This window comes from Bradyrhizobium prioriisuperbiae (assembly GCF_032397745.1).
GTDB classification, from domain to species: Bacteria; Pseudomonadota; Alphaproteobacteria; order Rhizobiales; family Xanthobacteraceae; genus Bradyrhizobium_A; species Bradyrhizobium_A prioriisuperbiae.
The window spans coordinates 8,493,818-8,518,181 of the sequence record NZ_CP135921.1 but is presented as its reverse complement, the minus strand read 5'-3'; the positions used below and the strand labels follow the sequence as shown (position 1 = coordinate 8,518,181).

Genomic DNA, 24,364 nt, shown 5'->3' with positions numbered 1-24,364 from the left:
CCATTGCGGCACCGTGCCGGTCGTTCTCAAGCGGCCGGCTACGTGCTACAGCGTGAGGTGAGTTTCGTAACTCGCCTCATTTAAAGGACATTCGATTTTGGCAAAAGCCGGCCGCCCCGCAAAATGGCAGCGCGATCCCGAGGGAATGCGGCTTCGCATTCTCGCGGCCGCCAAGAATGAGTTTGCGGCTTATGGCCTCGCCGGCGCGCGCGTCGACCGCATTGCGGAGGAGGCGGGCGCCAACAAGCGGATGCTGTACTACCACGTTGGCAACAAGGAAGATCTCTATCTCACCGTGCTGGAAGGCGCCTATGAGGCGATCCGCGTGGAAGAGCGGACGCTCGATCTCGAGCATCTTGATCCGCCCGCGGCGATCGAACGTCTGATCAGCTTCACTTGGAATTATTTCATCCGCAATCCGGAATTCCTGGCACTGCTCAACACCGAAAACCTTGAGCGCGCGGCGCATCTGAAGCGCTCCACCAAGGTGAAGTCGATGCACTCGCCGTTTGTCGAAATGATCCGCACGGTGGTGACCCGCGGCGTCGAGCGCGGCGATTTCCTGGTCGCGATGGATCCGGTGCAGCTCTACATCTCCATCGCCGCGCTGTGCTTTTTCTATTTGTCCAACAGCGCCACCCTCAGCGTCATTTTCGGGCGCAACCTGCTGTCTCCGGAAGCCAAGGACGAGCGGCTGGAGCATATTGTCGGCCTGGTGCTGGCGGCCCTGACCGGCAAACCGGGGGCCCATTCAGCCAAATCCGGGCCGGCCAAGCCGTCGGCGGCTAAGTCCAATTCGCCAAAGAAAAAAGTGACCAAGACCGGCGCGCTCACTACGACCGTCGTCTGATTTTTACGGCTCCTTTTTCGCGGTTCCCTGACGGTCGCGTCAGCATTGCTGTCTTTCAATCGACTTTAGTTCATGTCCGGCGGCGAACCGCCGCATTTGACATTCGTCGCTCGCGAGGTAGTATTTATCCAACGAGTTAAATTCTATCCGGCCCGTTGGTCGGCACGGCGGGAGGGGACACCATGAGCGATCCGACAAGCCCCGGGGGCTTTGGCGCGCTGCTGCGCAGCGGCTGGGTTCGCCCGTTCTTTTTTTTGGCGTTTCTGATCCTGCTCTGGGATCTCTCGATCCGTCTGTTCCACATTCCGGCCTACCAGATCCCGTCACCCTTCGATGTCGTGAAGGTGCTTTGGGAATCATGGCCGGAACTGCTGCAGCAGGCGTGGCCGACCACTTACGCCACCTTGGCGGGCTTCCTGTTCTCGGCGCTGTTCGGCATTCCCATCGCCATGCTGATTGCCGGCTCCAAGACCGTCGAAAGTTATGTCTATCCGCTGCTGGTATTCTCGCAGTCGATCCCGAAGGTCGCGATCGCGCCGCTGTTCGTGGTCTGGTTCGGCTTCGGCATCATTCCGAAGATCATCGCCGCGTTCCTGCTGGGATTTTTTCCGGTGGTCGTCTCCGCAGTGCAGGGTTTCAAGTCGGTCGATCCCGACATGGTCGATCTCGCGCGCGCCATGCAGGGCAGCCGCTTCCATGTGTTCCGCGCGGTCAATCTGCCCCACGCCATGCCGGCGATTTTTTCCGGCCTGAAAGTTTCGGTGACGCTTGCGGTGGTCGGTGCCGTGGTCGGCGAGTTCGTCGGCTCGAACTCGGGCATCGGTTATGTGCTGCAGCGCTCGATCGGAACATTCGACCTGCCGACCATGTTCGCGGCGCTGGTGATCCTGGCGCTGATGGGCGTCGTGCTGTTCTGGATCGTCGACCGCATCGAGCGGCTCGTGATTCCCTGGCATGTCAGCCAGCGCGGCGATCTCGTGATCGCCGCATAATATTTCGGCAAAAGCAGCCCACAGAACGGCTGCATCAGTTGGAGGAGGACGGTTATGAAATACCTGATTGCTACGATCACCACGCTGGCCTGGGCGGCCGTGTCCGCCGTTACACCGGCTGCGGCCGCCGACAAGGTGGTGCTGATGCTCAATTGGTATGTCTATGGCGAGCATGCGCCGTTCTATTACGGCAAGGAAAAAGGCATCTACGCCGCCGAAGGCATCGATCTCGAAATCCAGGAAGGCCGCGGATCCGCGGCAACCACCCAGGCCGTGGCCGCCAAGACCGCGGACTTCGGTTATGTCGACGTTCCCACCATGATGCGCGCGGCGATCAAGGGCGCGCCGGTGATTGCGACCGGCGTGTTGCTGCAGACCAGCCCGATGTCGGCAATGGGATTTGTCGACAAGAATATCCGCAAGCCCGAAGACATCAAAGGCAAGACCGTTGCGATCACGCCGGCGGATTCTATGACCCAGATCTGGCCGCTGTTCCTCAAGCGCACTGGTCTTAAGGAAGCCGACTTCAAGACGGTGGCGGGCGACGGCCAGACCAAGCTCAACGCCGTGATCAACGGCCAGGCCGATCTGCTGCTCGGCTATGTCATGGACCAGTCGATGAAGATCAAGGACGCCACCGGCAAGGACGTCTATCCGATCAAGTTCGCCGACTACGGCATCCACATGGTGTCCTCGGGCATCATCGCCAACACCGACTATGTCAAGCAGAACGCAGCTTTGGTGAAGCGCTTCATGGCGGCGACGACAAAGGCGGTGGAGGCTGCTGAAAAGGATCCGAAGGCCGCGGCGCAATCGATCCTCACCGCCAATCCGAAGGGCGGCAAGATCGACACCCTGACCCAGGGCTTCGAACTGACCATTCCGCTCTACCGCACGCCGGAGACCAAGGGCGAGCGTCCGTTCCGCGTCACCGACAAGAACATGACCGAGTCGGTCAGCCTGATGGTCGAGTACGGCGGCCTGGATTCCAAAGCACTGGAAAATCCGAAGGCGTTCTACACCAACGACTATCTGCCGCCCAAGACACCTTGAAACAAGACACCTTGAAACAAGACGCCCTGAAATCTGAGCACGGCACCGACACATCATGGCGATGACATCGAAGGTTCAGTCTCGGCCCTATCTGGTCCAGACCGAAATGCGGGGAACGCCGGGAATCCAGATTTCCGGCGTCTCCAAGACCTATCGCAGCCGCGACGGCGACGTGCCGTCGTTGCGGCCGCTCGACTTTCACATCAATGACGGCGAGTTCTTCGTCGTGGTGGGGCCGTCCGGCTGCGGCAAGTCCACGCTGTTGAAGCTGATCTCTGGGCTGCTGCCACCGTCGACCGGTGAAGTGCTGGTCGAGGGCGAGAAGGTCACCAAGCCGCATGGCAATGTCGGCATCGTGTTCCAGAACGCGCTGCTGTTGCCGTGGCGGACCATTCTCGGCAACGTCATGCTGCCGATCGACATGAAACGCCTGCCGCGCGACAAGTACCTGCCGCGGGCCAAGGCATTGCTCAAGATGGTCGGCCTCGAGGGGTTCGAGAAGAAGCTGCCATGGCAATTGTCCGGTGGCATGCAGCAGCGCGCCTCGATCTGCCGCGCGTTAGTGCACGATCCCAAGATCATGCTGATGGACGAGCCGTTCGGCGCGCTCGATGCCATGACCCGCGAGCGCATGAATGTCGAACTGCAGCGCATCCAGCGCGAAACCCGCAAGACGGTCCTGCTGATCACCCACTCGATCCCGGAAGCGGTGTTTTTGGCCGATCGTGTGCTGGTGATGACCGAACGTCCCGGTGCGATCGCGGCGATCTACGACGTACCGCTGCCGCGGCCGCGGACACTCGACATCATGGCCGACCCGCAATTCATCGCACTGACTCAGAAGATCCGCGGGCACTTCCAGTCCCAGGGCGCGCTTGATTAAGCGCGCCAAAAACAAGCAGGGCACGCTCGACTGAGCGAGCCCTGACCCAAGACCGCGCGTCGACCGGCGCGCTCGAACTTAACAACTTAACGCGCCCTTTTCGATCGGACCGGATCGTCAAGCGCAGCAGGCGATGACGCACGACCCTATGAACCCACGACTGACCATACGCGATATCGCGCTTTATGAGCGTCCGATGCGGTTCGAAAAGCCGTTCCGGTTCGGCGCGGTGACCGTGGACCGTGCGCCGCAGGCATTCGTGCGGGTCGAGATCGAGGTCGAGGGCAGGGGAACAGCAGTCGGCGCCAGCGCCGAGATGATGATGCCGAAATGGTTCGACAAACGGCCGCAGCTCAGCATCGACGACACCATCAATGAACTGCGGTGTTCCCTCGCCATTGCCCGCGACCTTTATCTGACGACCGACGGCTTTGAGACGCCGTTTGCCCTGCATGCGGCGCGGATTGCAGCACAATTCGCGGCCTGCGCGAAAGAGGACATTCCGCCGCTGGCGGCCGCGTTCGGGCCGGCGGAGATCGACAAGGCCGTTCTCGATGCGCTGTTGCGTGCGTTCGGCATCGGTTTTTTCGAAGGCATGGCCGGTAATGTCGCGGGGATCGATCACCGGCTGACACCGGACCTCGATGACGCGGAGATCGCGCGCTTTCTCGGCAGCCGCAGGCCGTCACCCCGGGTGGCGATCCGCCACACGGTCGGGCTCGACGATGACGTCAGCGGCCCGAAGGGCATCAGTGCGATCGGTGCCGCGACACGGACGCATTATTTCAAGCTCAAGCTTGGCGGTACGGTCGAGGCGGATGCGGCGCGGCTCGCGGCCATTGCGCAGGAGATTGAAACGCTCCCCGGTGACGTCCGCCTCAGCCTCGACGCCAACGAGCAATACGCCGACATCGCTGCGCTTCACGATCTGGTCGGTCGGCTAAAGCAGGATATCGCGTTGAGGGCGATTTCGCAGCGTTTGCTTTACATCGAACAACCGATGCCGCGGGACGTCACTGCCCGAACTCCGTTGCACGGACTCGAGCAAGTCGCTGTCATCATCGACGAGGCCGACGATTCCTATGGCGCCTTTCCCGCGGCGAAGGCGCTGGGATATCGCGGCGTGTCGTCGAAATCCTGCAAGGGGCTTTATAAATCGCTCCTGAACGCGACCCGTGCGGCCACATGGAGCGGCGACCACGACACCTTCTTCATCACGGGCGAGGATCTGACCTGCCAGGCCGGACTCGGCGTGCAACAGGATCTGGCGCTTGGCGCTTTTCTCGGTCTCGCTGATGCCGAGCGCAATGGCCATCACTACGTCGCAGGTTTTGGCGATGCGCCGGCGCACGAGGCCATGGCGTTCGCGCAGGCCCATCCCGATCTTTACGCCGACCATGGCGGCGGTATCAGCCTGTCGATCCAGGATGGCACGCTGTCGACATCTTCCCTGCACGCGGCCGGCTTTGCCTCCGGCGTGCATCCGGACTGGACTTCGCTTTCGTCCCTTCAATCAACACAGACCAAACTTCTTCAGGAGCACTGAGTATGGCGACACAACGTCTTGGCGTGATCATGAACGGCGTCACCGGCCGCATGGGCCTCAACCAGCATTTGATCCGTTCGATCGTCGCGATCCGCGACCAGGGTGGCGTGGTGCTTGCCAATGGCGACCGCGTGGTACCGGATCCGATTCTGGTCGGCCGCAACGCCGACAAGATCGAGCGGCTGGCGAAATCCTGGAACGTGACGCGCTGGACCACCGACCTCGACAAGGCGCTGGCCGACAAGAACGACACCATCTTCTTCGATGCCGCCACTACGCAAGCGCGTCCCGGCCTGCTGACCAAGGCGATCAATGCCGGCAAGCACATTTATTGCGAGAAGCCGATTGCAACCAACCTGGAAGAGGCCGTGGCGGTGGTGAAGCTCGCCAACGCCAAGGGCGTCAAGCACGGCACCGTGCAGGACAAGCTGTTCCTGCCCGGGCTGAAGAAACTCAAGATGCTGCGCGACTCCGGTTTCTTCGGTCGCATGCTCTCGGTTCGCGGCGAGTTTGGCTACTGGGTGTTCGAAGGCGATTGGCAGCAGGCGCAGCGTCCATCATGGAACTATCGTTCTGAGGATGGCGGCGGCATGATCCTCGATATGGTCTGCCACTGGCGTTATGTGCTGGATAATCTGTTCGGCGAAGTCGAGAGCCTGACGTGCCTGGGCACCACCGACATTCCCGAGCGCTGGGACGAGGGCGGCAAGAAGTACAAGGCGACCGCCGACGATTCCGCCTACGCCACCTTCAAGCTCAAGGGCGGTGTGATCGCCCACATGAACATGTCCTGGGCGACGCGGGTCTACCGCGACGACCTGGTCACGTTCCAGGTCGACGGCACCCACGGCTCGGCGGTGGCCGGGCTGACCGAATGCGTGATCCAGGCGCGCCAGGGCACGCCGCGGCCGGTCTGGAACCCGGACGAGAAGCGCACCCACGATTTCTACGCCGACTGGCAGAAGGTTCCGGACAACGCCGTCTACGACAACGGCTTCAAGGAGCAGTGGGAAATGTTCATCCGCCACGTCTGCGAGGACGCGCCGTACAGGTACACGCTGCTGGAAGGTGCCAAGGGCGTGCAACTGGTCGAATGCGCCCTGCAGAGCTGGCGCGAGCGCCGCTGGATCGACGTGCCGGCCATCAGCGCCTGAGGGAGGTTGTCATGAACAAGCACACGACGTCAGCATCGGGGCTGTCGCTGCAATTGCCGCGCGCCGATGGCTCGCTTGAGACCTATCATCCGGCCGTGCCCAAGGCCTTTCCAGCCAGGCTGGAAGGCACGCTCAATCGCGTGGTGTATTCGGCCGCCCATGTGGTGGCCGATCCGCGCGCCGATGTTGATCCGTGGCTGACCGCTGCGATCGACTGGGACAAGACCATCGCTTTCCGTGAACATGTCTGGGATCTCGGCCTCGGTGTCGCCGAAGCCATGGATACCGCACAACGTGGCATGGGGCTGGACTGGCCGACATCGCTGGAGTTGATCCAGCGCTCGGTGGCTGCGGCGAAGGCGCGCGGCGGCGCGCTGGTGGCCTCCGGTGCCGGCACCGATCATCTGGCGCCGGAAGATGCCAAAACGATCGATGATGTGATCCGTGCTTATGAAGAGCAGGTCGAAGCCGTCGAAAAGGCCGGCGGCCAGATTATCCTGATGGCGTCGCGCGCGCTGGCCAAAATCGGCCGCAACGCCGACGACTACGCCAAGGTCTACAACCGCATCCTGTCGCAGGTGCGCGAGCCCGTGATCATTCACTGGCTGGGCGACATGTTCGATCCGGCGCTGAAGGATTATTGGGGCACCGGCGATCTCAATGTCGCGATGGACACCGCGGTCGGCATCATCAATGCCAATGCCGCCAAGGTCGACGGCGTCAAGGTGTCGCTGCTCGACAAGCAGCGCGAAATCGACATGCGCCGTCGCCTCGACCCGCGCGTGAAGATGTATACCGGCGATGATTTCAATTATGCCGAACTGATTGCCGGCGACGAGCAGGGCTTTTCCCACGCGCTGCTCGGCATCTTCGACGCCATCGCGCCTGCGGCGTCCTATGCCGTGTCGCGGCTGGCGGCGGGCGACGTCAAGGAATTCCACGATGTGCTGGGGCCGACGGTGCCGCTGTCACGCCACATCTTCAAGGCGCCGACCCGGTTCTACAAGACCGGCGTGGTTTTCATGGCCCATCTCAACGGCCACCAGGACCATTTCACCATGATCGGCGGGCAGGAGAGCACGCGCTCCACCGTGCATCTGGCCGAGATCTTCCGTCTTGCCGACCAGGCCGGCCTGTTCGCCGACCCGGCGCGCGCCACCGCGCGCATGAAGGCGGTGCTGGCAACGCGAGGCATTGAAGGCTGAGATGCGGGATTTTTCGAAAGATCATCGCTGGCTGTCGCTGAACACGGCGACAGTCCGCAAGCAGGGCGATTTTGTTCAAATCGTCGATGCGTGCGCGCGGATGGGCATCCGCGCGGTCTCTCCGTGGCGTGATCAGGTCGCGACCGTGGGGCTGGAGCGTGCGGTCAAGGCTGTGCGCGACGCCGGCCTCGAACTGTCAGGCTACTGCCGTGGTGGCATGTTCCCATCCGATGCGGCGCATCGCCAGGACATGCGCGACGACAACCGTCGCGCGGTGGATGAGGCCAAGGCGCTGAATGCGCCCTGCGTCGTGCTGGTGGTCGGCGGCCTACCGCAATATTCGCGGCCGGGCAGTGCCCCTTCGAAGGACCTCGGCGCCGCGCATCGCCAGGTCGAGGACGGCATCGCGGAGATGCTGGAGTATGCCAAATCGGTCAACATGCCGCTCGCCATCGAGCCGCTGCACCCGGCCTATGCGGCGGATCGTGCCTGCGTCAACACCACCAAGCACGCCCTCGACCTCTGCGACCGGCTCGATCCGGCGTCGTCAGGCATGCTCGGCGTCGCGCTCGATGTCTATCACATCTGGTGGGATCCGGAGATCCATGCGCAGATCAAACGTACCGGCAAGAAGCGATTGCTGGCGTTTCATGTCTGCGACTGGATGGTGCCCACGAAGGACATCCTCAACGATCGCGGCATGATGGGCGACGGCGCCATCGACATTCCCTCACTGCGCAGGGCTGTCGAAGCCGAAGGCTTCGAAGGCTATTCGGAGATAGAAATCTTCTCCCACGACTGGTGGTCGAAGCCGATGGACGAGGTGTTGCGCACCTGCATCGAACGCCACCGCACGGTGGTGTGACCAGCCAAAATCGGCCTCGGCTGCAATCGGGCGGCGCTCGATGACCGGCGTGTTGAAGCTGCGGAGACGACATGACTGCTCCAACACCCTCATCGAGATCCGCGATCGCCCTATTCGCCTTCGTGGTGCTGGCCTGGGGAATCAACTGGGTCGTCACCAAGGTGATTGTCGGGCAGGTATCCCCGCTGTGGGCAATGACGATCCGAACCGGCATTGCCGTCGCCGTGCTGGCGCCGGCGCTTTTGATAACCGGAAAATTTGTCGTGCCACGACGCGGCGACATTCCGATCGTGTTGGTGATTTCCCTGTTCCATATGGTGGCGTTCGCAGCACTGATGGCCGCCGGATTGAAATATGTGCCGGTCGGCCGGTCGATTGTGCTCGGCTATACCACGCCGCTCTGGGTGGCTCCCGCGGCCTGGATGTTTCTCGGGGAGCCGATGCCCCCACGACGCGCCGCCGGCGTCGCCCTCGGCGTCGCCGGTTTACTTCTGATGTTCAATCCGAGTGCGTTCGACTGGCGCGACCAGAGCGCGCTGCTGGGCAACGGCCTGTTGCTGCTGGCGGCGCTGGCCTGGTCCGTCAGTATTCTCTACACGCGCGTGCATCGCTGGATTTCGACGCCCTTTCAGCTGGTACTCTGGCAGGCGCTGCTGGCGACCGTGGTCCTGGCCATCATGGCCGTCGTGTTTGAGGGAAAGCCGCAGGTTGTCTGGAATGCCAAGCTGATGGTTGCGTTCGGCTTCAGCGGTGTCATCGGCACGGCGCTCGCCTATTGGGCCATGGCCGTTGTGAACAGCCATGTATCGGCGACAACGACATCACTCGGCGTTCTCGCGACGCCGGTGGTCGGGATCACGATTTCAGCGATCTTTCTCGGAGAGACGATTGACGCTGCTCTTGTCGTGTCAACAGCCATGATCCTCGCCGGCATCGCCATCGGAACGACCGCGGGAGGCAGCAGAGTGGTTGCGCCGGCCCTGCGATAACGCCGTACGTTGCTAGAACTCGCTCATGACGTACTTGATGAAACGTCGTGAGGCCGGACTGAGATAACCGTCCTTCCGGGTGACGAGCTTGACGGGGTTTGTCGCCTTGAAGCCCCGGACCGAGATCACGGCGATTGATCCCCGGGCTCTTTCCTCCCGGATCGCGCTGTCCGCAAGCAGCGCGATGCCGTAGCCGGCTTCGATCAGCCGCTTGTGGGCGGTGAGGCTGTCGACAGGCGTAAAGGCGACATCGAAGATGTTGTGCGTCGTGAAATGCGCCGCGATAATCGCCTCGGCGTCATCCCGTCCGCCGGGCCGGCGTGGAAACGCCAGCCATCTCTCATGCCTCAATGCCGCGATCGAGCTGACCCGGCGGCCCGCCGTCGGATGATCGGCGCTGCAGGCGATCACCAGGGCCTCCGGCTTGAGGTCGCGGCTTTCGACCTCTGGCGACGGATCGTTGAGATAACGAAGACCGATGGTCGCTTCGCCCCGCCGGACCAGCGCGCTCACATCGGCGCTTGTCGCCGTCTGGAGCTTGATCTGCACGTCGGGTGTTTCCAGCTGAAAGCGTTTTAAGACCTTGGTCAGTTTCAAGTCGGCAAGCGTACCGACCACCGCAACGGACACGGATCCGGTTTCTGCCTTGTGAAAGGATGTCATTGCGTCGCCGGCATCCTTGAGCGTGGCGACAAGGCGCTCGGCGAACGGCAGCAGGATGCGGCCGGCCTCGCTGAGCGCGAGGCCACTTCCGATGCGATCGAACAAAGGAACTTTCAGCTGCTGCTCCAGCAACGCGATGCGCCGGCTGATGGCTGGCTGCGAGCGTCGCAGCTTGATCGCGGCTTTCGAAATGCCGCCGACCTGATGAACCGCAAGAAACGTAATCAGTGCGTCGGAGTCCATCGTTCCTCTATATGCAAATAACTGATGATATCGACCTATATTATGCATTAGACGGCACCCACTTTGAAGGCCTAGAAGGTGGGCGGCCGTCGAAATCGAGCGTTTATTCAGGGATCAAAATGCAAGCCAGTTACGCCAGAGATTTCCTCAAGCTGCATGCAAAGGGCGAACCCGGGTTCGTCATGCCCAATGCCTGGGATGCGGGGAGCGCTGTCGTGCTGCAGTCCGTCGGCTTCAAGGCCATCGCGACCACCAGCGCCGGCATCGCGTTTTCGCTGGGACGGCAGGATTACCATGTCGCCGACAGGCGGCTCTCGGTGTCGCGGGACGAGATGTTCAACTGCATGCGGGCGATCGCCAGTGCGGTCGATCTGCCGGTCAACGGCGATCTCGAGGCCGGCTACGGCGACCGCCCGGAGGATGTGGCGCAGACGATCGAGGATGCGATTGCGGCCGGCCTCGCTGGCGGCAATATCGAAGACAAGCGGCCGCTCTCGAATGAACTCTATGACGAGACGCTAGCGGTCGAGCGCATTGTCGCGGCCCGCGAGCGTATCGTGGCCTTAAAATCCAGTTTCGTACTGACGGGCCGAACCGATGCCTTTGCGGTGCTCAGGGAAGGCGCCGCAGGCGTGGCCATCAAGCGGGCCAATCTCTTTCTCGAGGCCGGCGCCGATTGTACCTACACGCCGGGGCCCGGCGATCTCGCTGTTCATGCCATGCTGGTGAAGGAAATCGCCGGTCCGTTGAATGTGGTGATGGGATTGGGCAACATTGCCGGCAACGCCCATGCCCTCATCGACGCCGGTGTGAAGCGGGTCAGCCTCGGCGGCTCCATCGCGCGCTCGGCTCTCGGCTTCTTGCGCGATAGCGCCTGTGAAATCCGCGATCGCGGCACCATGAGTTTTCTCGGGCGATCCATCGCTCACGGCGAGCTCAACGCGCTGTTCGCCCGGGGGTAGCGTCCCCTCAGGATGCGGCCTCCTGCATGCCGCCGCGCGCCGCGTCCGCCACGATGCGGCGCGAGCGGAAGGCGCTCCATTGCTGATCGATCAGCACGCCGATCAGGATCACCCCGCCCATTACCGCGAAGTTGAGCGAGGAGGGGATGCCGAGCAGGTTGACCAGGTTCTGCAACTCCTGCAGCAGCACGATGCCGAGCACCACGCCGACCAGCGAGCCTTCGCCGCCGCGCAGCGAGAAGCCGCCCAGCACGGCGGCCGCGATGGCGTAGAGCTCGTAGAACTGCCCGTGGCTCGCGGGCGAGATCGAGCGCGTGTACATGGCGAAGTAGACCGCGGCGAGCGCCGTCAGCGCGCCGCAGATGACATAGGCGCTCATCACCACCCGGTCGGTGCGGATGCCGGAGTATTTCGCCGCCTCCTCGTTCTTGCCAATGGCGTAGAGATAGCGCCCGAACACCGAGCGGTGCAGCACCACCCACATCACCAGCGCGATGATTAGCAGCGCAATGAACGAATTCGGCACGCCATAGGTGCGGCCGGCGGTGAGGAATTCCAGGGTCGGGAAGCTCTGTCCGAAGGCGAAGCCCGCGGTGCCGTCGGTGGTGTAGAAGCGGGCGATGCCGCGGTAAATCAGAAGGCCGCACAGCGTCACCACGAAGGGCTGCAGCTTGAGCCGGGCGACCAGCCAGCCGTGCACCAGCCCGATCACGGCGCCCAGCAGCAGAATGAGGGGCAGGGCGATGGGCCAGGGCAGTTCGCGCACCGCGATCATGTCGACAAACAGCACGCCGAGCAGCGCCACCAGTGAGCCGACCGACAGCTCGATGCCGCCGGTAATGATGACGAAGGCCTGCCCGATCGCCAGGACCCCGAACAGCCCGATCAGGTTGGAGGTGTTGGCGAGATTGATCGGCAGCAGGAATCTTGGATTGATAATGGTGACGACGATGCCCACCACCACGATCAGGATCAGCAGGCCCAGATCCTTCTTGCTCATCTCTTCCTCTTCCTCTTTCGTTTCTCGTCGATCGCCGCTGTGATCGGATGTCGTTTGATGTTTGCATCATCGTGCCGGTTTGCCGACCGCGAGCAGTAGCACGTTCTCCTGGGTCAGTTGCTCGCCTCCGAGGAAGCCGGAGATGTGTCCTTCGTGCATGACCGCGACCCGGTCGGATACACCGATCACTTCCTCCATGTCGCTGGAGATCATCAGCACCGCGACGCCGGCGTCGGCGAGGTTGCGCATCAGGGTGTAGATCTCGGCCTTGGCGCCGATGTCGATGCCCCGCGTCGGTTCGTCGAGGATGATGACCCTGGGCTTCATCGCCAGCCACTTCGCCAGCACCACCTTCTGCTGGTTGCCGCCGGACAGCGTTCCGGTCAGCGTCGTCACCGATGGCGCCTTGATGCCAAGCGCGGATCGCTGTGTCTCGGCAAGCCGCGCTTCGCTGGCCGCCGACACCAGGAACCGGCTGGCATGCCGGTCCAGGTCCGGCAGCGAGATGTTCTGGCAGATCGGAAGGTCGAGCAGCACACCGGCGAGCTTGCGGTCCTCGGGAACGAGGAAGATGCCGCGCCCCACCGCCTGCGTGGCCGATGTCAATGTCAGGTCGCGGCCGTCCAGATGCAGCGTGCCCGCGAGGCTTCGATCAATGCCGAACAGCACCCGCGCGAGTTCAGTGCGGCCCGAGCCGACAAGGCCGGCAAGGCCGAGGATTTCTCCCTGTCGCAGTTCGAGATCGACCCTGCGCAGCGGGTAGGCCGAGGTGCGGATTCCACGCGCCGAAAGCACCACCGCGCCCGGCTGCCGGGCCGGCGGCAGATCGCGCGCCTTCAGCGCCCGGCCGATCATCAACTTGACCATGGTGTCGTGATGGACGGCGTCCTTCGGCAGCATCCCGGCCAGGGTACCATCCCGCATCACCACAACGCGGTCGGCAGCGCGTTCGATCTCGTGCAGCCGGTGAGAGATGAAGATCACGCTGATGCCATCGCGCTTCAGCCCGGCGACGACATCGAGCAGCTTGTCGGTCTCGGCCACCGGCAGGCTCGATGTCGGTTCGTCCAGGATCACCAGGCGTGCGCGCATCGACAGCGCCTTGGCGATTTCGACCATCTGCTGCTGGGCCAGCGACAGCGACGCCACCGGCGTGTCCGGGCCGAAGTTCGCGCCGACCTGCTTGAGGAAGGGCGCGCAGGCTGAGCGCAGCGCGGTGCGATCGATCAGCCGCAGCGGCCCACCCCACAGCCGCTCGCGGCCGAGGAAGACGTTGGCGGCGACGTCGAGATTGTCGAACAGATTGAGTTCCTGATGCACGAAGGCGATGCCCGCTTTCATGCTGCTGTCGACCGTCAGGCCCTGATGCGGCACGCCATCGATGGTGATGGTGCCCTGATCGGGAGTGGTGATGCCGCCGAGGATCTTCATCAGCGTCGATTTGCCGGCCCCGTTCTCGCCGACCAGGCCGATCACTTCACCCCCGCCCACCTGCATGGAGAAGCCGTCCAGCGCCACAACGCCGGGATAGGTCTTGCGTACGCCCTGCAGATCGAGGAAGGTCGTCGCGGGCGATGCGGTGGCGGTGCTGTCTTCGGATAACGTGTTCAGCATGAGCGATTTGGCCGGATGGATCACGCGGCAGTATCCGGTCGCGCTATCGACGCAGACCGGATACTGTCTCTCGCGGTGTCTTCAACGTGGCAGCGGTTACGTCCCGGCCGTCATTTTCCCGTCGCCATGGCCTTCAGGTTGGCAGCATAGGCATCGACATCACCCTTGGCGATGATCTTGGTCGGAACGATGATCAGCTTGTTCGCCGGAATGCCGGACTTGTCGCCCTTGAGATAGGCGGCCATCAGCTTCATGCCCTGATAGGCCCACTCATACGGCTGCTGCACCACGGTCGCGGCGATGGTGCCTTCCTTGATGCCGCCGAGCGTAATCGGATCGTCGTCGAAGCCGACCACCGTGATCTGGCCGAGCTTGCCCGCGTCGCGCAGCGCCTCATAGATGCGCGGCGTGTTGTAGGAATAGAAGCCGACCATGCAGGTGATGTTCGGGTTCGCGACCAGCGCATCCTGAACATTGGCCTTGGCGCGGGTCTGGTCGATGTCGTCGCCGCGCACGTCGACCAGTTCGATCTTGCTGCCGGAGAGGCCGTCCTTCATGCCCTGGATGCGCTCTTTGGCGTTGTCGGCGCCGAGCAGGCCGACGAAGCCCAAACATTTGCCGCCGTTCGGCATCGCCTTCTTGGCGATCTCGGCGGCCTGCTTGCCGGCATCGACGTTGGACGAGCCGATATAGGCGATGCGGTTGGTCTGCGGCGCGTCGCTGTCGGTGGTGAACAGCGTGGTCTGCGACGCAAGTTTGTTCAGCGCTTCGGTCGAGGTCTTCGGATCCACGGCCGAGACCATGATGGCCTTGACGCCGGCGGCGACGAGATCGTCCATCAGCCGCTGCTGGATCGCGACCGCGGCCTGTTCCGGATATTTCAGGGTCAGGTTGTAGGCCGGCAGTTCGGCCTGCGCCTTGCGCACGCCGGCTTCGGCCGCTTTCCAGAAGTCGGAGGCGCCATTCACCACAAAGGCCAGCGTGGGCTTGTCCTGGGCCTGAGTTGCGAGAGACGTGCCGAGCAGAAGCGTGGTGGTGGCGAAGACGGCCGTGATGATGGTTTTCATGTCACTCCTCCCATTCGCTCCGGCGTTGGGTGCCGGGCCATTTTACGGATGCGGACGGCTATTGTTCCTCCCCAGGGCGGGTCCGGGTGGATGCTGCGTCCAACCTGCAAGGGGGAGGCTAGGCGGTTTATTTATAATAGTAAATAAGTATTACTTTTTGCGCCGCACCCGTCGATACTGCGCGGTGAATTCGGTTTTCGATAAATATGTATTTATATCATAAGCTTGATTTGGCGCTGAACCGATCGACGGGAGCCGGGCGGCCCTTGGTGCCGCTTGTTGTCGTCGCCCGTTGCTCAATGCTAATATATATTAGCGAAATGAAACTGCGACGGAATGGAGATGAACGACACCAAGGACTCGCCCGGGCCAGCCTCCGGGACAGCTCCAAGAGAAAGGCCAAGAGCGACATCGCGCGCCGCCTCGAAGCGGTCGCGGCGAAAAGCCGGGGATGACGGCCAGCTCCGGCGTGTCACCATGACCGACATCGCCCGGGCCGCAGGCTGCTCCCAGGCAACGGTCTCCTTCGTTCTCAACAACACGCAAGGTATCCGGCTGTCGCCGCAGACACGCGAGCGGGTGATCGAGGCGGCGCGCGTGCTTGGCTACAGCCCGCCGGAGATGCCTGCGCTCCGCGCCGCGGTCCCATCCTCAATGCTCGATGGCACCATCGGATTTGTGGTCGATCAGCTCGCCACCAGCCCCGAGGCCGTTGTCGCCATCGAGGGGGCGCGGCAGGCGTCATGGGATGCCGGCAATGTGCTGCTGGTCGCCCAGACCATGAACGATGCCGTGATGGAGCCGCGCGCGATCCAGTCGCTCACCGCGCGCGGGATTTCCGCGCTGATCTACATGACGATCTTTACGCGAGAGATCACCGCGCCGGAGTTTCTCCACGATCTCGATATCCCGGTCATCCTGCTCAACTGCTACACCGCCGATCGGGCATTTCCCGCCGTGATCCCGAGCGAGATCGCCGGCGGTCAGCGCGTGACGCATCATCTCGTCGAGCACGGTCATCGCCGCATCGCCACCATCACCGGCGAGCCATGGATGCAGGCGGCACAGGAACGCCTGGCCGGATACAGGCGCGCGCTGGCCACCGCGGACATTCCGTTCGATCCGGATCTCGTGGTGGAGGGCGATTGGTCAGCCAGCGCGGGTTATGCGGCCACACGGAAGCTGCTGTCGCTCAACGAACGCCCCAGCGCCATCTTCTGCCAGAACGACCGGACCGCAATCGGCTGTTATGAGGCGCTGAAGGAGGCCGGTCTGCGCATTCCCCACGATATCTCCGTGGTCGGCTACGATGACGAGGAGATCTCCCGGCATCTGTTTCCGGCGCTGACCACGGCGATCCTGCCGCATCTGGCGATGGGGCAATGGGCGATCGAACAGCTCGAGGGGGCGCCTCGCGCCGGCAGGGGGCGGCATCCGATCACCAAGCTGGAATGCGCACTGGTGGAACGCGATTCCGTCGCAGCGACGCCGGAACGCCGCTAGTACCCACTTTTGATCAAACGTGATTCAGAATCGGTGGGCACGTACAGTGTTTGCTCGTGTCACTTGGCTATGATTCCGGGTACTAGCTGAACTCCGCTTACGCAACTGCCAGCGCCGTCTCCACCGCCGCGGCCAGCGCCAACAGCCGCTGGTCGTCACCGCCGCGGCCGGCAAGCATCAACCCGACCGGCGCGTCGTCCGGTTCGTGTATCGGCAGCGAGATCGCGCAGCCGTCGGTGGCGTTGATCAGGCTGGTGTTGCGCAGTGACAGGATGTTGGCTCGGCTATAGGCCTCGTCACCGGCCAGATCGGCGATCCGCGGCGGCACGATGGCGACGGTCGGCATCAACAACGCATCGAACGGGGCAAGCTCTGCGTCGGCGGCGGCTATCAGCGCCTTGCGCGCGGCCAGCAGCTCGAGATAGTCCACGGCCGTGCCATCGGCACCCTTGACGATACGGTTGACCACCCGCGGATCGTACACCGCGCGCTTCTTGTCGATCAGCGCGCGATGCCAGGCATAGCTTTCCATCGCCGCGAAACCGCCCTTGGCGTTCATCGGCGGTATCCGGCGGAACGATTCGAACGGCACGTTGACGATGCGCGCGCCGGCCCGCGAGAGCCGGTCAATCGCAGCTTCGAAAGCTCTCGCCACCGGCTTGTCGAGATCGTCGAGCGCGAAGGTCTGCGGAATGGCGAAACGCAATCCGGAGAGGTCGAGTCTCGAGAGCTCGATCTCGGGCTGTCCGCTCAACAGCGCGTGCACACTCGCGCAGCAGCCAACCGACCGGGCCAGCGGACCTGCGGCATCGAGCGAGGGCGCCAACGGCACGATGCCATCCTGCGGGATCAGACGCGCGGTCGGCTTGTAGCCGACGATGCCGGCGAACGCCGCGGGAATCCGGCAGGAGCCGCCGGTGTCGGTGCCGAGCGCCGCGTGGGCCATGCCATCCGACACCGAAATCGCCGCGCCTGAGGACGACCCACCAGGCACCCGCGGCGTTGCCCGCTGCCATGGATTGGCCGGGGTGCCATAATGTGGATTGATGCCGAGGCCGGAATAGGCGAATTCGGTCATGTTGGTCCGGCCGATGATGACAAAGCCGGCCTGCCGCACCCGGGCGATCACGGTGGCATCTCGCGCCGCGGATGGGGAGTCGGCCAGCGCCCTGGAGCCGGCACGCGTGACGTCACCTTGCACGTCGAACAGGTCCTTGACCGAGATCGGAATGCCCGCGAACCGCGAGGGCGCGGCGTTCGCGGCGCGCAGTTTGTCCATGGCGTCGGCGGTCTGCCGGACCTTGTCCGCATCCACCTGCAGGAATGTGCGGCTGCCTTCGCCATCCTTGTCCTGGATCCGTTCCAGACAGGCCTCCGCAAGCGTGCGGCTCGTGATCTTGCCATCGGCAAGCGCCTGGGACAGATCGTTCAGAGTGGGAGAGGAATTGGTCAAAGCGGAGCCCCATTGTCGCATGAGGACGCGATGCTATCGGTTCTCGCCATGCGGGCAATGCCCACCGACACATGACAGAGCAAGCCGGCGTGCATGGTGGGAGTGTCACCCTGCAGGTTGATGTCGTCCGAGGGGAATGATTAAGTCCCGTGCAAGTCAACGATGGGCGCCCGCGCGGCGGTTTGTCTGACAACGAGTTCCGGGAGGATAGCATGACTGCATCGATCGTCGGCTGGGCACACACGCCGTTCGGGAAACTGGAGGCTGAGACAATCGAAAGCCTGGTCGTGCGGGTTGCGACCGATGCGATGGCGGACGCCGGCATCGCGCCGGGCGACGTCGATGAAATCGTGCTGGGACATTTCAACGCAGGTTTCTCGGCGCAGGATTTCACGGCGTCGCTGGTGCTGCAGGCCTCGCCGGAGCTGCGCTTCAAGCCGGCGCTGCGGGTCGAGAACGCCTGCGCCACCGGCTCGGCAGCGGTGCATCAGGCCATCAAAACCATTCGCGCAGGGGCCGCGAAAATCGTGCTGGTGGTCGGCGTCGAGCAGATGACCAGGACGCCGGGTCCGGAGATCGGCCGCAACCTGCTGCGCGCCTCCTATCTGCCGGAAGACGGCGACACGCCTGCGGGCTTCGCCGGGGTGTTCGGCAAGATCGCCGAGCAGTATTTCCAGCGCTATGGCGATCAGTCCGATGCACTGGCGATGATCGCCGCGAAGAACCACAAGAACGGCGTCGCCAATCCCTTTGCGCAGATGCGCAAGGATCTCGGCTTCGACTATTGCCGCTCCGAAGGCGACAAGAATCCATTTGTGGCGGGTCCCCTGAAGCGCACCGACTGCTCGCTGGTGTCGGACGGCGCCGCCGCACTGGTGCTGACGGATGCCGAGACCGCAAAGTCGATGCGCCGGGCGATCTCGATCCGCGCCACGGCACATGCGCAGGATTTCCTGCCGATGTCCAAGCGCAACATCATCGATTTCGAAGGCTGCTCCGTGGCCTGGGGACGGGCGCTGCAGTCCGCCGGCATCACGCTGTCGGATCTGTCTTTCGTCGAAACCCATGACTGCTTCACCATCGCCGAGCTCATCGAATATGAAGCGATGGGACTGACGCCGAAGGGGCAGGGCGCCCGCGCCATCAAAGAAGGCTGGACCCAGATCGGCGGCAAGCTTCCGGTCAATGCGTCCGGCGGCCTGAAGGCGAAAGGGCATCCGATCGGCGCCACCGGCGTCTCGATGCATGTGATGAGCGCGATGCAACTCGCCGGCGAAGCGCCGCAAGGCATGCAGCTTGCCAGTCCGAAGCTCGCCGGCATCTTCAACATGGGCGGTGCTGCGGTCGCGAACTACGTTTCGATCCTTGAGCCGACGCGCTAACCTATGAATGTTGCCGAATGGCTCGCGGCCAGCGCGCGGCTGTCGCCCTCAGCGCCCGCGCTGTTGAGCGGCACCGAGCTCAAGGCCGACTACGCCACCTTCGCGCGGCGCGCCGCGTCGATTGCCGCCAATCTCAGGGCACATGACATCCAACCCGGCGATCGGGTGGCGGTGTTCATGCACAATTGCACCGAATACCTGGAGTGCCTGTACGGCATCTGGTGGGCGGGCGCCGCTGCGATCCCGATCAATGCCAAGCTGCACGCCCGGGAAGCCGCGTGGATCTGCAGCAATGCGGAAGCCAAACTGGCGTTCGTCGATGGCGAGACCGGGCCGGCGCTTGGCGAGGTCAGAGAAGACCTCCCGAACGGGCTGACACTGATCGATGTCGGGAGCACCGCTTTTGCGGCGCTGCGCGAGGCGCGAGTGATCGCGCCGCCGGTGCAACGCGAGGTGAACGATCTGGCGTGGCTGTTCTATACCTCCGGCACCACGGGGCGGCCGAAGGGTGTGATGCTCAGCAACGGCAATCTCGTTGCCATGTCGCTGTGTTATCTCGCTGATGTCGACGACGTGCAGCCGTCCGATGCAGTGCTCTATGCCGCGCCGATTTCTCACGGCGCCGGTCTTTACAATTTCATCCATGTGCGGATGGCCTGCCGGCATGTGGTGGCGCCATCGGGAGGGTTCGATGCGGACGAGGTACTGACCCTGGCGCGCCAGATCGGATCGGTGTCGATGTTCGCCGCGCCCACCATGGTGCAGCGGCTGGTCGCCACCGCACGCGTTCGCGGTGAGACCGGTGAAGGGCTCAAGACCGTGGTCTATGGCGGCGGTCCGATGTATCTCGCCGATATCAAGGCGGCGATGACGGTGATGGGCCAGCGCTTTGTCCAGATCTACGGTCAGGGTGAATCGCCGATGACCATCACATCGCTGTCGCGGGTGCGTCACGGTGATGTCGATCACCCGCGTTATGTCGAACGTCTGGCCTCGGTCGGCGTTGCACAGAGCGCGGTATCCGTGAGGGTCACCGGCCCCGACGGAAAAGCGTTGCCGGCGGGCGAGGTCGGGGAGATCGAAGCCAAGGGGCCACCGGTGATGCTGGGCTACTGGAACAATCCGAAGGCTACGGCGGAGACGCTGGTCGACGGCTGGCTGCGCACCGGTGATGTCGGCCGGCTCGATGCCGACGGCTTTTTGACGTTGTCCGACCGCTCCAAGGACGTGATCATTTCCGGCGGCACCAACATCTACCCGCGCGAGGTCGAGGAGGTGCTGCTGGCGCATCCCTCGGTCAAGGAGGTTTCCGTCATCGGCGTGCCCGATCCGGAGTGGGGCGAAAACATCGTCGCCTATCTCGTTATTGCGCCGGGGGCTGTGTTCGACCAGGTCGCGCTCGACGCCCACTGCCTTGCACACATTGCGCGTTTCAAGCGACCGAAGCGTTATGTCGAACTCACCGAGTTGCCGAAGAACAACTATGGCAAGGTCCTGAAGACGGCGCTGCGCGAACTGGCGGGTCAATCACGCGTGCTGTTGACGGCTCTCGCAGCCATTGTCGTTGCCGGAACGCTTCTTTTGTCCTCTGGATCCGTCATCGCGCAAACCAACAGCATGAAAGTGCAGGCTCAATGCGTGCTGTCTGCGATCCACGACACGAGATCCGCCGTGGCTGTCCAGTACATTCGTTCCGCCTGCAACTGGCTCGCACTCAACGGCGACTCCTTATTGCACGAAAGCAACAAGGGTTATTATGCTTGTCTGGTGCGGCAGTTGTCCGGCGCCCAGTCTGATTCAGCCGCGCGGGCCATCGCCTCGGCCTGTCGCACATCCAACTGGCCTTGATTTGACCGGGTGCCGGGTCCGCGATCCCGACTGGATCGCGGCACGGCAGCGACGTGTCGTGTTACGTCTCGATCACCGCGATGGTCTGGCCCTCGGCCACCATGTCGTCGACACTCACCAGCACCGACTTGATTTTGCCTGATACGGTCGAGGCGACTGGTATTTCCATTTTCATGGCCTCGACCAACGCAATGTCGTCGCCATTGGCGACGGTTGCGCCGGTGCCGAGAAGCAATTCGCAGACACGTCCCGCGACGTCGCTCGTGATCTTGATGTCAGCCACGTGTCCTCCCCCAGACCATTCTGTTGGCGCGGGTGCCCATGCGCCGGCGCTGTTGTTGTTGTGGCCGGAGATTGCCTGAGGTAGCCTATTCCACAAGCGGAAATTTTATTCCGTATAACGGAAAATCATGGGAAGAAGCATGCCAAGTCCAGTCGCAGTCAGGTGCGCGAATCCCGTCACGGTCAGCGGGAGCACGGTCTAATGGGACGACGATCCGAACGCCTGGGCCGGCAGAGTGGGCTCGCCAGTGACGGCACTGCGGAAAACGATGTCATTCAGGTGGTGTCGCGCGCCTTCGACGTGATGCGCTGCTTTGAGGGCCACGAAGCGCGGCTGGGCAATCTGGAGATCGCCAACCGCTGCCGTCTGCCGCGCTCCACAGTGTCGCGGCTAACCCACACACTGACCCGCATGGGCCAGCTTGTGTATCTGCCGCAGGATCAGAAGTACCGGCTCGGACCCGGCGCCGTTGCGATGAGCACATCCATGATGCGGGGGCTGCGGTTTCGCTCCCTGGTTCGCCTGTTGATGCAAGATGTCGCCGAACAGATTCCCGGCACCATCGGCTTTGTCGCGCCGGATCGTTTCCACATGGTCTATCTCGAGTATGCGCGGGCGCACGATGCGGTCGGCCTGCAGTCGACCACCGGAAGCCGGATCGACATCGCGCGCACCGCGGCGGGCCACGGCTACACCGCGGCGCTGCATCCCGATGCCTGTGCCGCGCTGCTGGCCGAAATGCAGCGCGAGATTCCCGACGACGCGCGGTTGCTGCAGCCGCGGATCGAGGCCAACCGCCGCTCGCTGCGCGACAATGGCTACGTGATTTCCAATGGATTGTGGAATCCGCATGTCACCGGCATTTCGGTGCCGCTATGGTCGCCGCAGTACCGCGACTTCCTGGTGATCACCATCGGGCTGCTCGCGGCGATGTATGATGAAACCCGGCTGCGCGTCGAGGTCGCGCCGAAACTGCTGAAACTGTCGCAGGCCGTGCTCAACATGTCGGACAGCGTCGAGGACAATCCCTTCGTCGAGACGACAGCGTCCCAATCCATAAAAAAACAATCGCTTATCGTCACCGGCGGCTGGGAGAAACGGAATGAACTGGAAGCCGGAGCTGGACGAGTTGGCGCGCCGAAAAGCCTTCGCGCAGCAGATGGGCGGCCCCGACAAGGTCAGGCGGCAACATGAGTCCGGCCGGCTGACGGTCCGCGAGCGGATCGACAAGCTGGTCGATACCGAAAGCTTTCATGAAGTCGGCGCGACTGCCGGCAGCGCCGAATACGATGACAAGGGCGAGCTCAAGACCCTGACGCCGGCCAACTGTGTGTTCGGCCGCGGTCGCATCGACGGCCGGCCCGTGGTGGTGGTCGGCGACGACTTCACCGTGCGCGGCGGCTCGGCCGATGCGTCGATCCCGCAGAAGCCGTTGATGGCGGAAACCATGGCGGCGGAATTCCGGCTGCCGATCATTCGCGTGATCGAGGGCTCCGGCGGCGGCGGTTCGGTGAAAACCATCGAGACCACCGGCGCCGCAAATCTGCCCGGCGGTGTCGGCGGCACGCGTGGCTTCTATTTCACCATGGCCAATATGGCGGTCGTGCCCGTCGTGGGGCTCGGCCTCGGATCGGTGGCGGGCCTTGGTGCCGCGCGGTTGGCCGCGAGCCACTATTCAGTGATGACGAAGACTTCGGCGATGTTCGTCGCCGGGCCTCCGGTGGTCGCGCGCCTCGGCCAGAAGCTCGAGAAGCAGGAACTGGGTGGCTGGGAGATCCAGACCCGCAGTGGCGCGGTCGATCATGCCGTCGACACCGAGGAGGAGGCGTTTGCCTGCGCGCGGCGTTTCCTGTCGTATCTGCCGTCCTCGGTCTACGGCTTGCCGCCGACCATCGTCTGCGATGACGATCCGGAACGCGCCGACGAGAGCCTGATGAAAGCCGTGCCGCGCAACCGTCGGCAGGTCTACAAGATGCGCTGCATTGTCGAGACGGTGGTCGACAAGGGCTCGTTCTTCGAAATGGGCCAGAACTTCGGGCGCTCGATCATCACCGGCTTCGCGCGGTTCGATGGCCGGGCCGTCGCGCTGCTCGCCAGCGATCCCTATCACTACGGTGGCGCCTGGACCGCGGAAGCTTGCCAGAAGATCGTGCGTTTTGTCGATCTCGCCGAGACCTTCCATCTGCCGGTGGTCTACCTGCAGGATTGTCCGGGATTCCTGATCGGCCTTGAAGCCGAGAAGGCCGCCACCATCCGTCATGGCGTGCGCGCGATGACGGCGATGAACCAGACGAAGATTCCGTGGTGCACCGTCATTATTCGCAATGCGTTCGGCGTTGCGGGGGCCGCCAACCAGCCGGCTGGTCGGCTGTCGCTGCGTTATGCGTGGCCGTCGGGTTATTGGGGATCGCTGCCGCTGGAAGGCGGCATCGAAGCGGCCTATCGCGCTGATATCGATGAGGCAACCGATCCCGCAGCCAAGCTTGCGGAAATCGAAGATCGATTGAACAAATTGCGTTCGCCGTTTCGCACGGCCGAAAAATTCTGGGTAGAAGAAATCATCGACCCGCGCAAAACACGATCACTGTTATGTGACTTTGCGCGGCTGGCGGAACCGGTGCGCGCACCGGGACCGGTGACGATGGCGATCAGGCCGTAGTTTTCCGCATCGTTGTGCAGTTCTCGCAACTGCACAACGATGTCGTTGCGAGACGCATGGCAGATCATCGGTGCGGTTCCGCACGACGCTTCTGCAGCCACGGCTCTTTACCTGCTGCGACACTCTGGCTATCCAGTCTCCAACATTTTG

21 protein-coding genes are annotated in these 24,364 nt (G+C 63.2%); 15 read left to right on the top strand and 6 right to left on the bottom strand.

The features are described from left to right. Positions 1 to 97: 97 nt before the first annotated feature. The 9 genes from RS897_RS39535 (at position 98) to RS897_RS39495 (ending at position 9,537) form a co-directional block, all read left to right on the top strand. Positions 98 to 850 carry a TetR family transcriptional regulator gene (locus tag RS897_RS39535; protein ID WP_315834072.1) on the top strand — a complete coding sequence of 251 codons (753 nt, stop codon included), beginning with the start codon at positions 98 to 100 and terminating at the stop codon, positions 848 to 850. Between the two features lie 182 nt (positions 851 to 1,032). Beyond that, complete coding sequence (locus RS897_RS39530) at positions 1,033 to 1,842, top strand: ABC transporter permease (RefSeq protein WP_315834071.1); 810 nt, start codon at positions 1,033 to 1,035, stop codon at positions 1,840 to 1,842. Positions 1,843 to 1,896: 54 nt separating this feature from the next. Further along, entirely contained in the window at positions 1,897 to 2,895 is a 999-nt protein-coding gene (locus tag RS897_RS39525; protein WP_315834070.1) for an ABC transporter substrate-binding protein, read from the top strand. Positions 2,896 to 2,956: 61 nt separating this feature from the next. Continuing rightward, positions 2,957 to 3,778, top strand: a complete 822-nt coding sequence (locus RS897_RS39520; protein ID WP_315838898.1) for an ABC transporter ATP-binding protein — start codon at positions 2,957 to 2,959, stop codon at positions 3,776 to 3,778. Between the two features lie 148 nt (positions 3,779 to 3,926). After that, positions 3,927 to 5,324: a hypothetical protein gene (locus RS897_RS39515; RefSeq protein ID WP_315838897.1), complete on the top strand. Its 1,398-nt coding sequence runs from the start codon at positions 3,927 to 3,929 to the stop codon at positions 5,322 to 5,324. Positions 5,325 to 5,326: 2 nt separating this feature from the next. After that, the gene (locus tag RS897_RS39510; RefSeq protein ID WP_315834069.1) at positions 5,327 to 6,478 is read left to right on the top strand and encodes a Gfo/Idh/MocA family protein; all 1,152 of its coding nucleotides are present in this window, start codon (positions 5,327 to 5,329) and stop codon (positions 6,476 to 6,478) included. Between the two features lie 11 nt (positions 6,479 to 6,489). Beyond that, a complete protein-coding gene (locus RS897_RS39505) occupies positions 6,490 to 7,683 on the top strand; it encodes a dihydrodipicolinate synthase family protein (RefSeq protein ID WP_315834068.1) in 1,194 nt (397 codons plus the stop codon). A 1-nt stretch (position 7,684) separates the two neighbouring features. After that, entirely contained in the window at positions 7,685 to 8,548 is an 864-nt protein-coding gene (locus RS897_RS39500) for a sugar phosphate isomerase/epimerase family protein (protein ID WP_315834067.1), read from the top strand. A 71-nt stretch (positions 8,549 to 8,619) separates the two neighbouring features. Beyond that, on the top strand, positions 8,620 to 9,537 hold the full coding sequence (locus RS897_RS39495; RefSeq protein ID WP_315834066.1) for a DMT family transporter: 918 nt from the start codon (positions 8,620 to 8,622) through the stop codon (positions 9,535 to 9,537). Positions 9,538 to 9,549: 12 nt separating this feature from the next. Here RS897_RS39495 and RS897_RS39490 read toward each other — a convergent pair whose 3' ends face one another. Then, positions 9,550 to 10,443: a LysR family transcriptional regulator gene (locus RS897_RS39490; RefSeq protein ID WP_315834065.1), complete on the bottom strand. Its 894-nt coding sequence runs from the start codon at positions 10,441 to 10,443 to the stop codon at positions 9,550 to 9,552. A 119-nt stretch (positions 10,444 to 10,562) separates the two neighbouring features. On the opposite strand from RS897_RS39490, the gene RS897_RS39485 reads away from it, so the two are divergent. Further along, positions 10,563 to 11,405: an isocitrate lyase/PEP mutase family protein gene (locus RS897_RS39485; RefSeq protein WP_315834064.1), complete on the top strand. Its 843-nt coding sequence runs from the start codon at positions 10,563 to 10,565 to the stop codon at positions 11,403 to 11,405. 7 nt (positions 11,406 to 11,412) lie between these two features. Here RS897_RS39485 and RS897_RS39480 read toward each other — a convergent pair whose 3' ends face one another. The 3 genes from RS897_RS39480 to RS897_RS39470 form a co-directional block, all read right to left on the bottom strand. Next, entirely contained in the window at positions 11,413 to 12,405 is a 993-nt protein-coding gene (locus tag RS897_RS39480) for an ABC transporter permease (RefSeq protein ID WP_315834063.1), read from the bottom strand. A 66-nt stretch (positions 12,406 to 12,471) separates the two neighbouring features. Continuing rightward, positions 12,472 to 14,019, bottom strand: coding sequence for a sugar ABC transporter ATP-binding protein (locus RS897_RS39475; protein ID WP_315834062.1), 1,548 nt, complete (start codon positions 14,017 to 14,019; stop codon positions 12,472 to 12,474). A gap of 110 nt (positions 14,020 to 14,129) precedes the next feature. Next, positions 14,130 to 15,086, bottom strand: coding sequence for a sugar-binding protein (locus RS897_RS39470; RefSeq protein WP_315834061.1), 957 nt, complete (start codon positions 15,084 to 15,086; stop codon positions 14,130 to 14,132). A 477-nt stretch (positions 15,087 to 15,563) separates the two neighbouring features. On the opposite strand from RS897_RS39470, the gene RS897_RS39465 reads away from it, so the two are divergent. Beyond that, complete coding sequence (locus RS897_RS39465) at positions 15,564 to 16,589, top strand: LacI family DNA-binding transcriptional regulator (protein ID WP_407654390.1); 1,026 nt, start codon at positions 15,564 to 15,566, stop codon at positions 16,587 to 16,589. A gap of 97 nt (positions 16,590 to 16,686) precedes the next feature. On the opposite strand, the gene RS897_RS39460 is transcribed toward RS897_RS39465, so the two are convergent. Continuing rightward, the gene (locus tag RS897_RS39460) at positions 16,687 to 18,063 is read right to left on the bottom strand and encodes an amidase (protein WP_407654389.1); all 1,377 of its coding nucleotides are present in this window, start codon (positions 18,061 to 18,063) and stop codon (positions 16,687 to 16,689) included. Positions 18,064 to 18,254: 191 nt separating this feature from the next. Here RS897_RS39460 and RS897_RS39455 point away from each other — a divergent pair, with 191 nt between their 5' ends. Together RS897_RS39455 and RS897_RS39450 are read left to right on the top strand one after the other, a co-directional pair. Then, positions 18,255 to 19,424, top strand: a complete 1,170-nt coding sequence (locus RS897_RS39455) for an acetyl-CoA acetyltransferase (RefSeq protein ID WP_315834059.1) — start codon at positions 18,255 to 18,257, stop codon at positions 19,422 to 19,424. 3 nt (positions 19,425 to 19,427) lie between these two features. Next, positions 19,428 to 21,272 carry a VF_A0006 family four-cysteine protein gene (locus tag RS897_RS39450; RefSeq protein WP_407654388.1) on the top strand — a complete coding sequence of 615 codons (1,845 nt, stop codon included), beginning with the start codon at positions 19,428 to 19,430 and terminating at the stop codon, positions 21,270 to 21,272. A gap of 61 nt (positions 21,273 to 21,333) precedes the next feature. Here the strand turns inward: RS897_RS39450 and RS897_RS39440 are convergent, their stop codons facing one another. After that, the gene (locus RS897_RS39440) at positions 21,334 to 21,555 is read right to left on the bottom strand and encodes an acyl-CoA carboxylase biotin carboxyl carrier protein subunit (protein ID WP_315834058.1); all 222 of its coding nucleotides are present in this window, start codon (positions 21,553 to 21,555) and stop codon (positions 21,334 to 21,336) included. Positions 21,556 to 21,756: 201 nt separating this feature from the next. On the opposite strand from RS897_RS39440, the gene RS897_RS39435 reads away from it, so the two are divergent. Both RS897_RS39435 and RS897_RS39430 read left to right on the top strand, forming a co-directional pair. After that, positions 21,757 to 22,749, top strand: coding sequence for an IclR family transcriptional regulator (locus RS897_RS39435; protein WP_315834057.1), 993 nt, complete (start codon positions 21,757 to 21,759; stop codon positions 22,747 to 22,749). Further along, positions 22,658 to 24,214: an acyl-CoA carboxylase subunit beta gene (locus RS897_RS39430; protein ID WP_315834056.1), complete on the top strand. Its 1,557-nt coding sequence runs from the start codon at positions 22,658 to 22,660 to the stop codon at positions 24,212 to 24,214. The genes RS897_RS39435 and RS897_RS39430 overlap by 92 nt, the downstream gene beginning before the upstream one ends. The last annotated feature ends 150 nt before the right edge of the window (positions 24,215 to 24,364 follow it).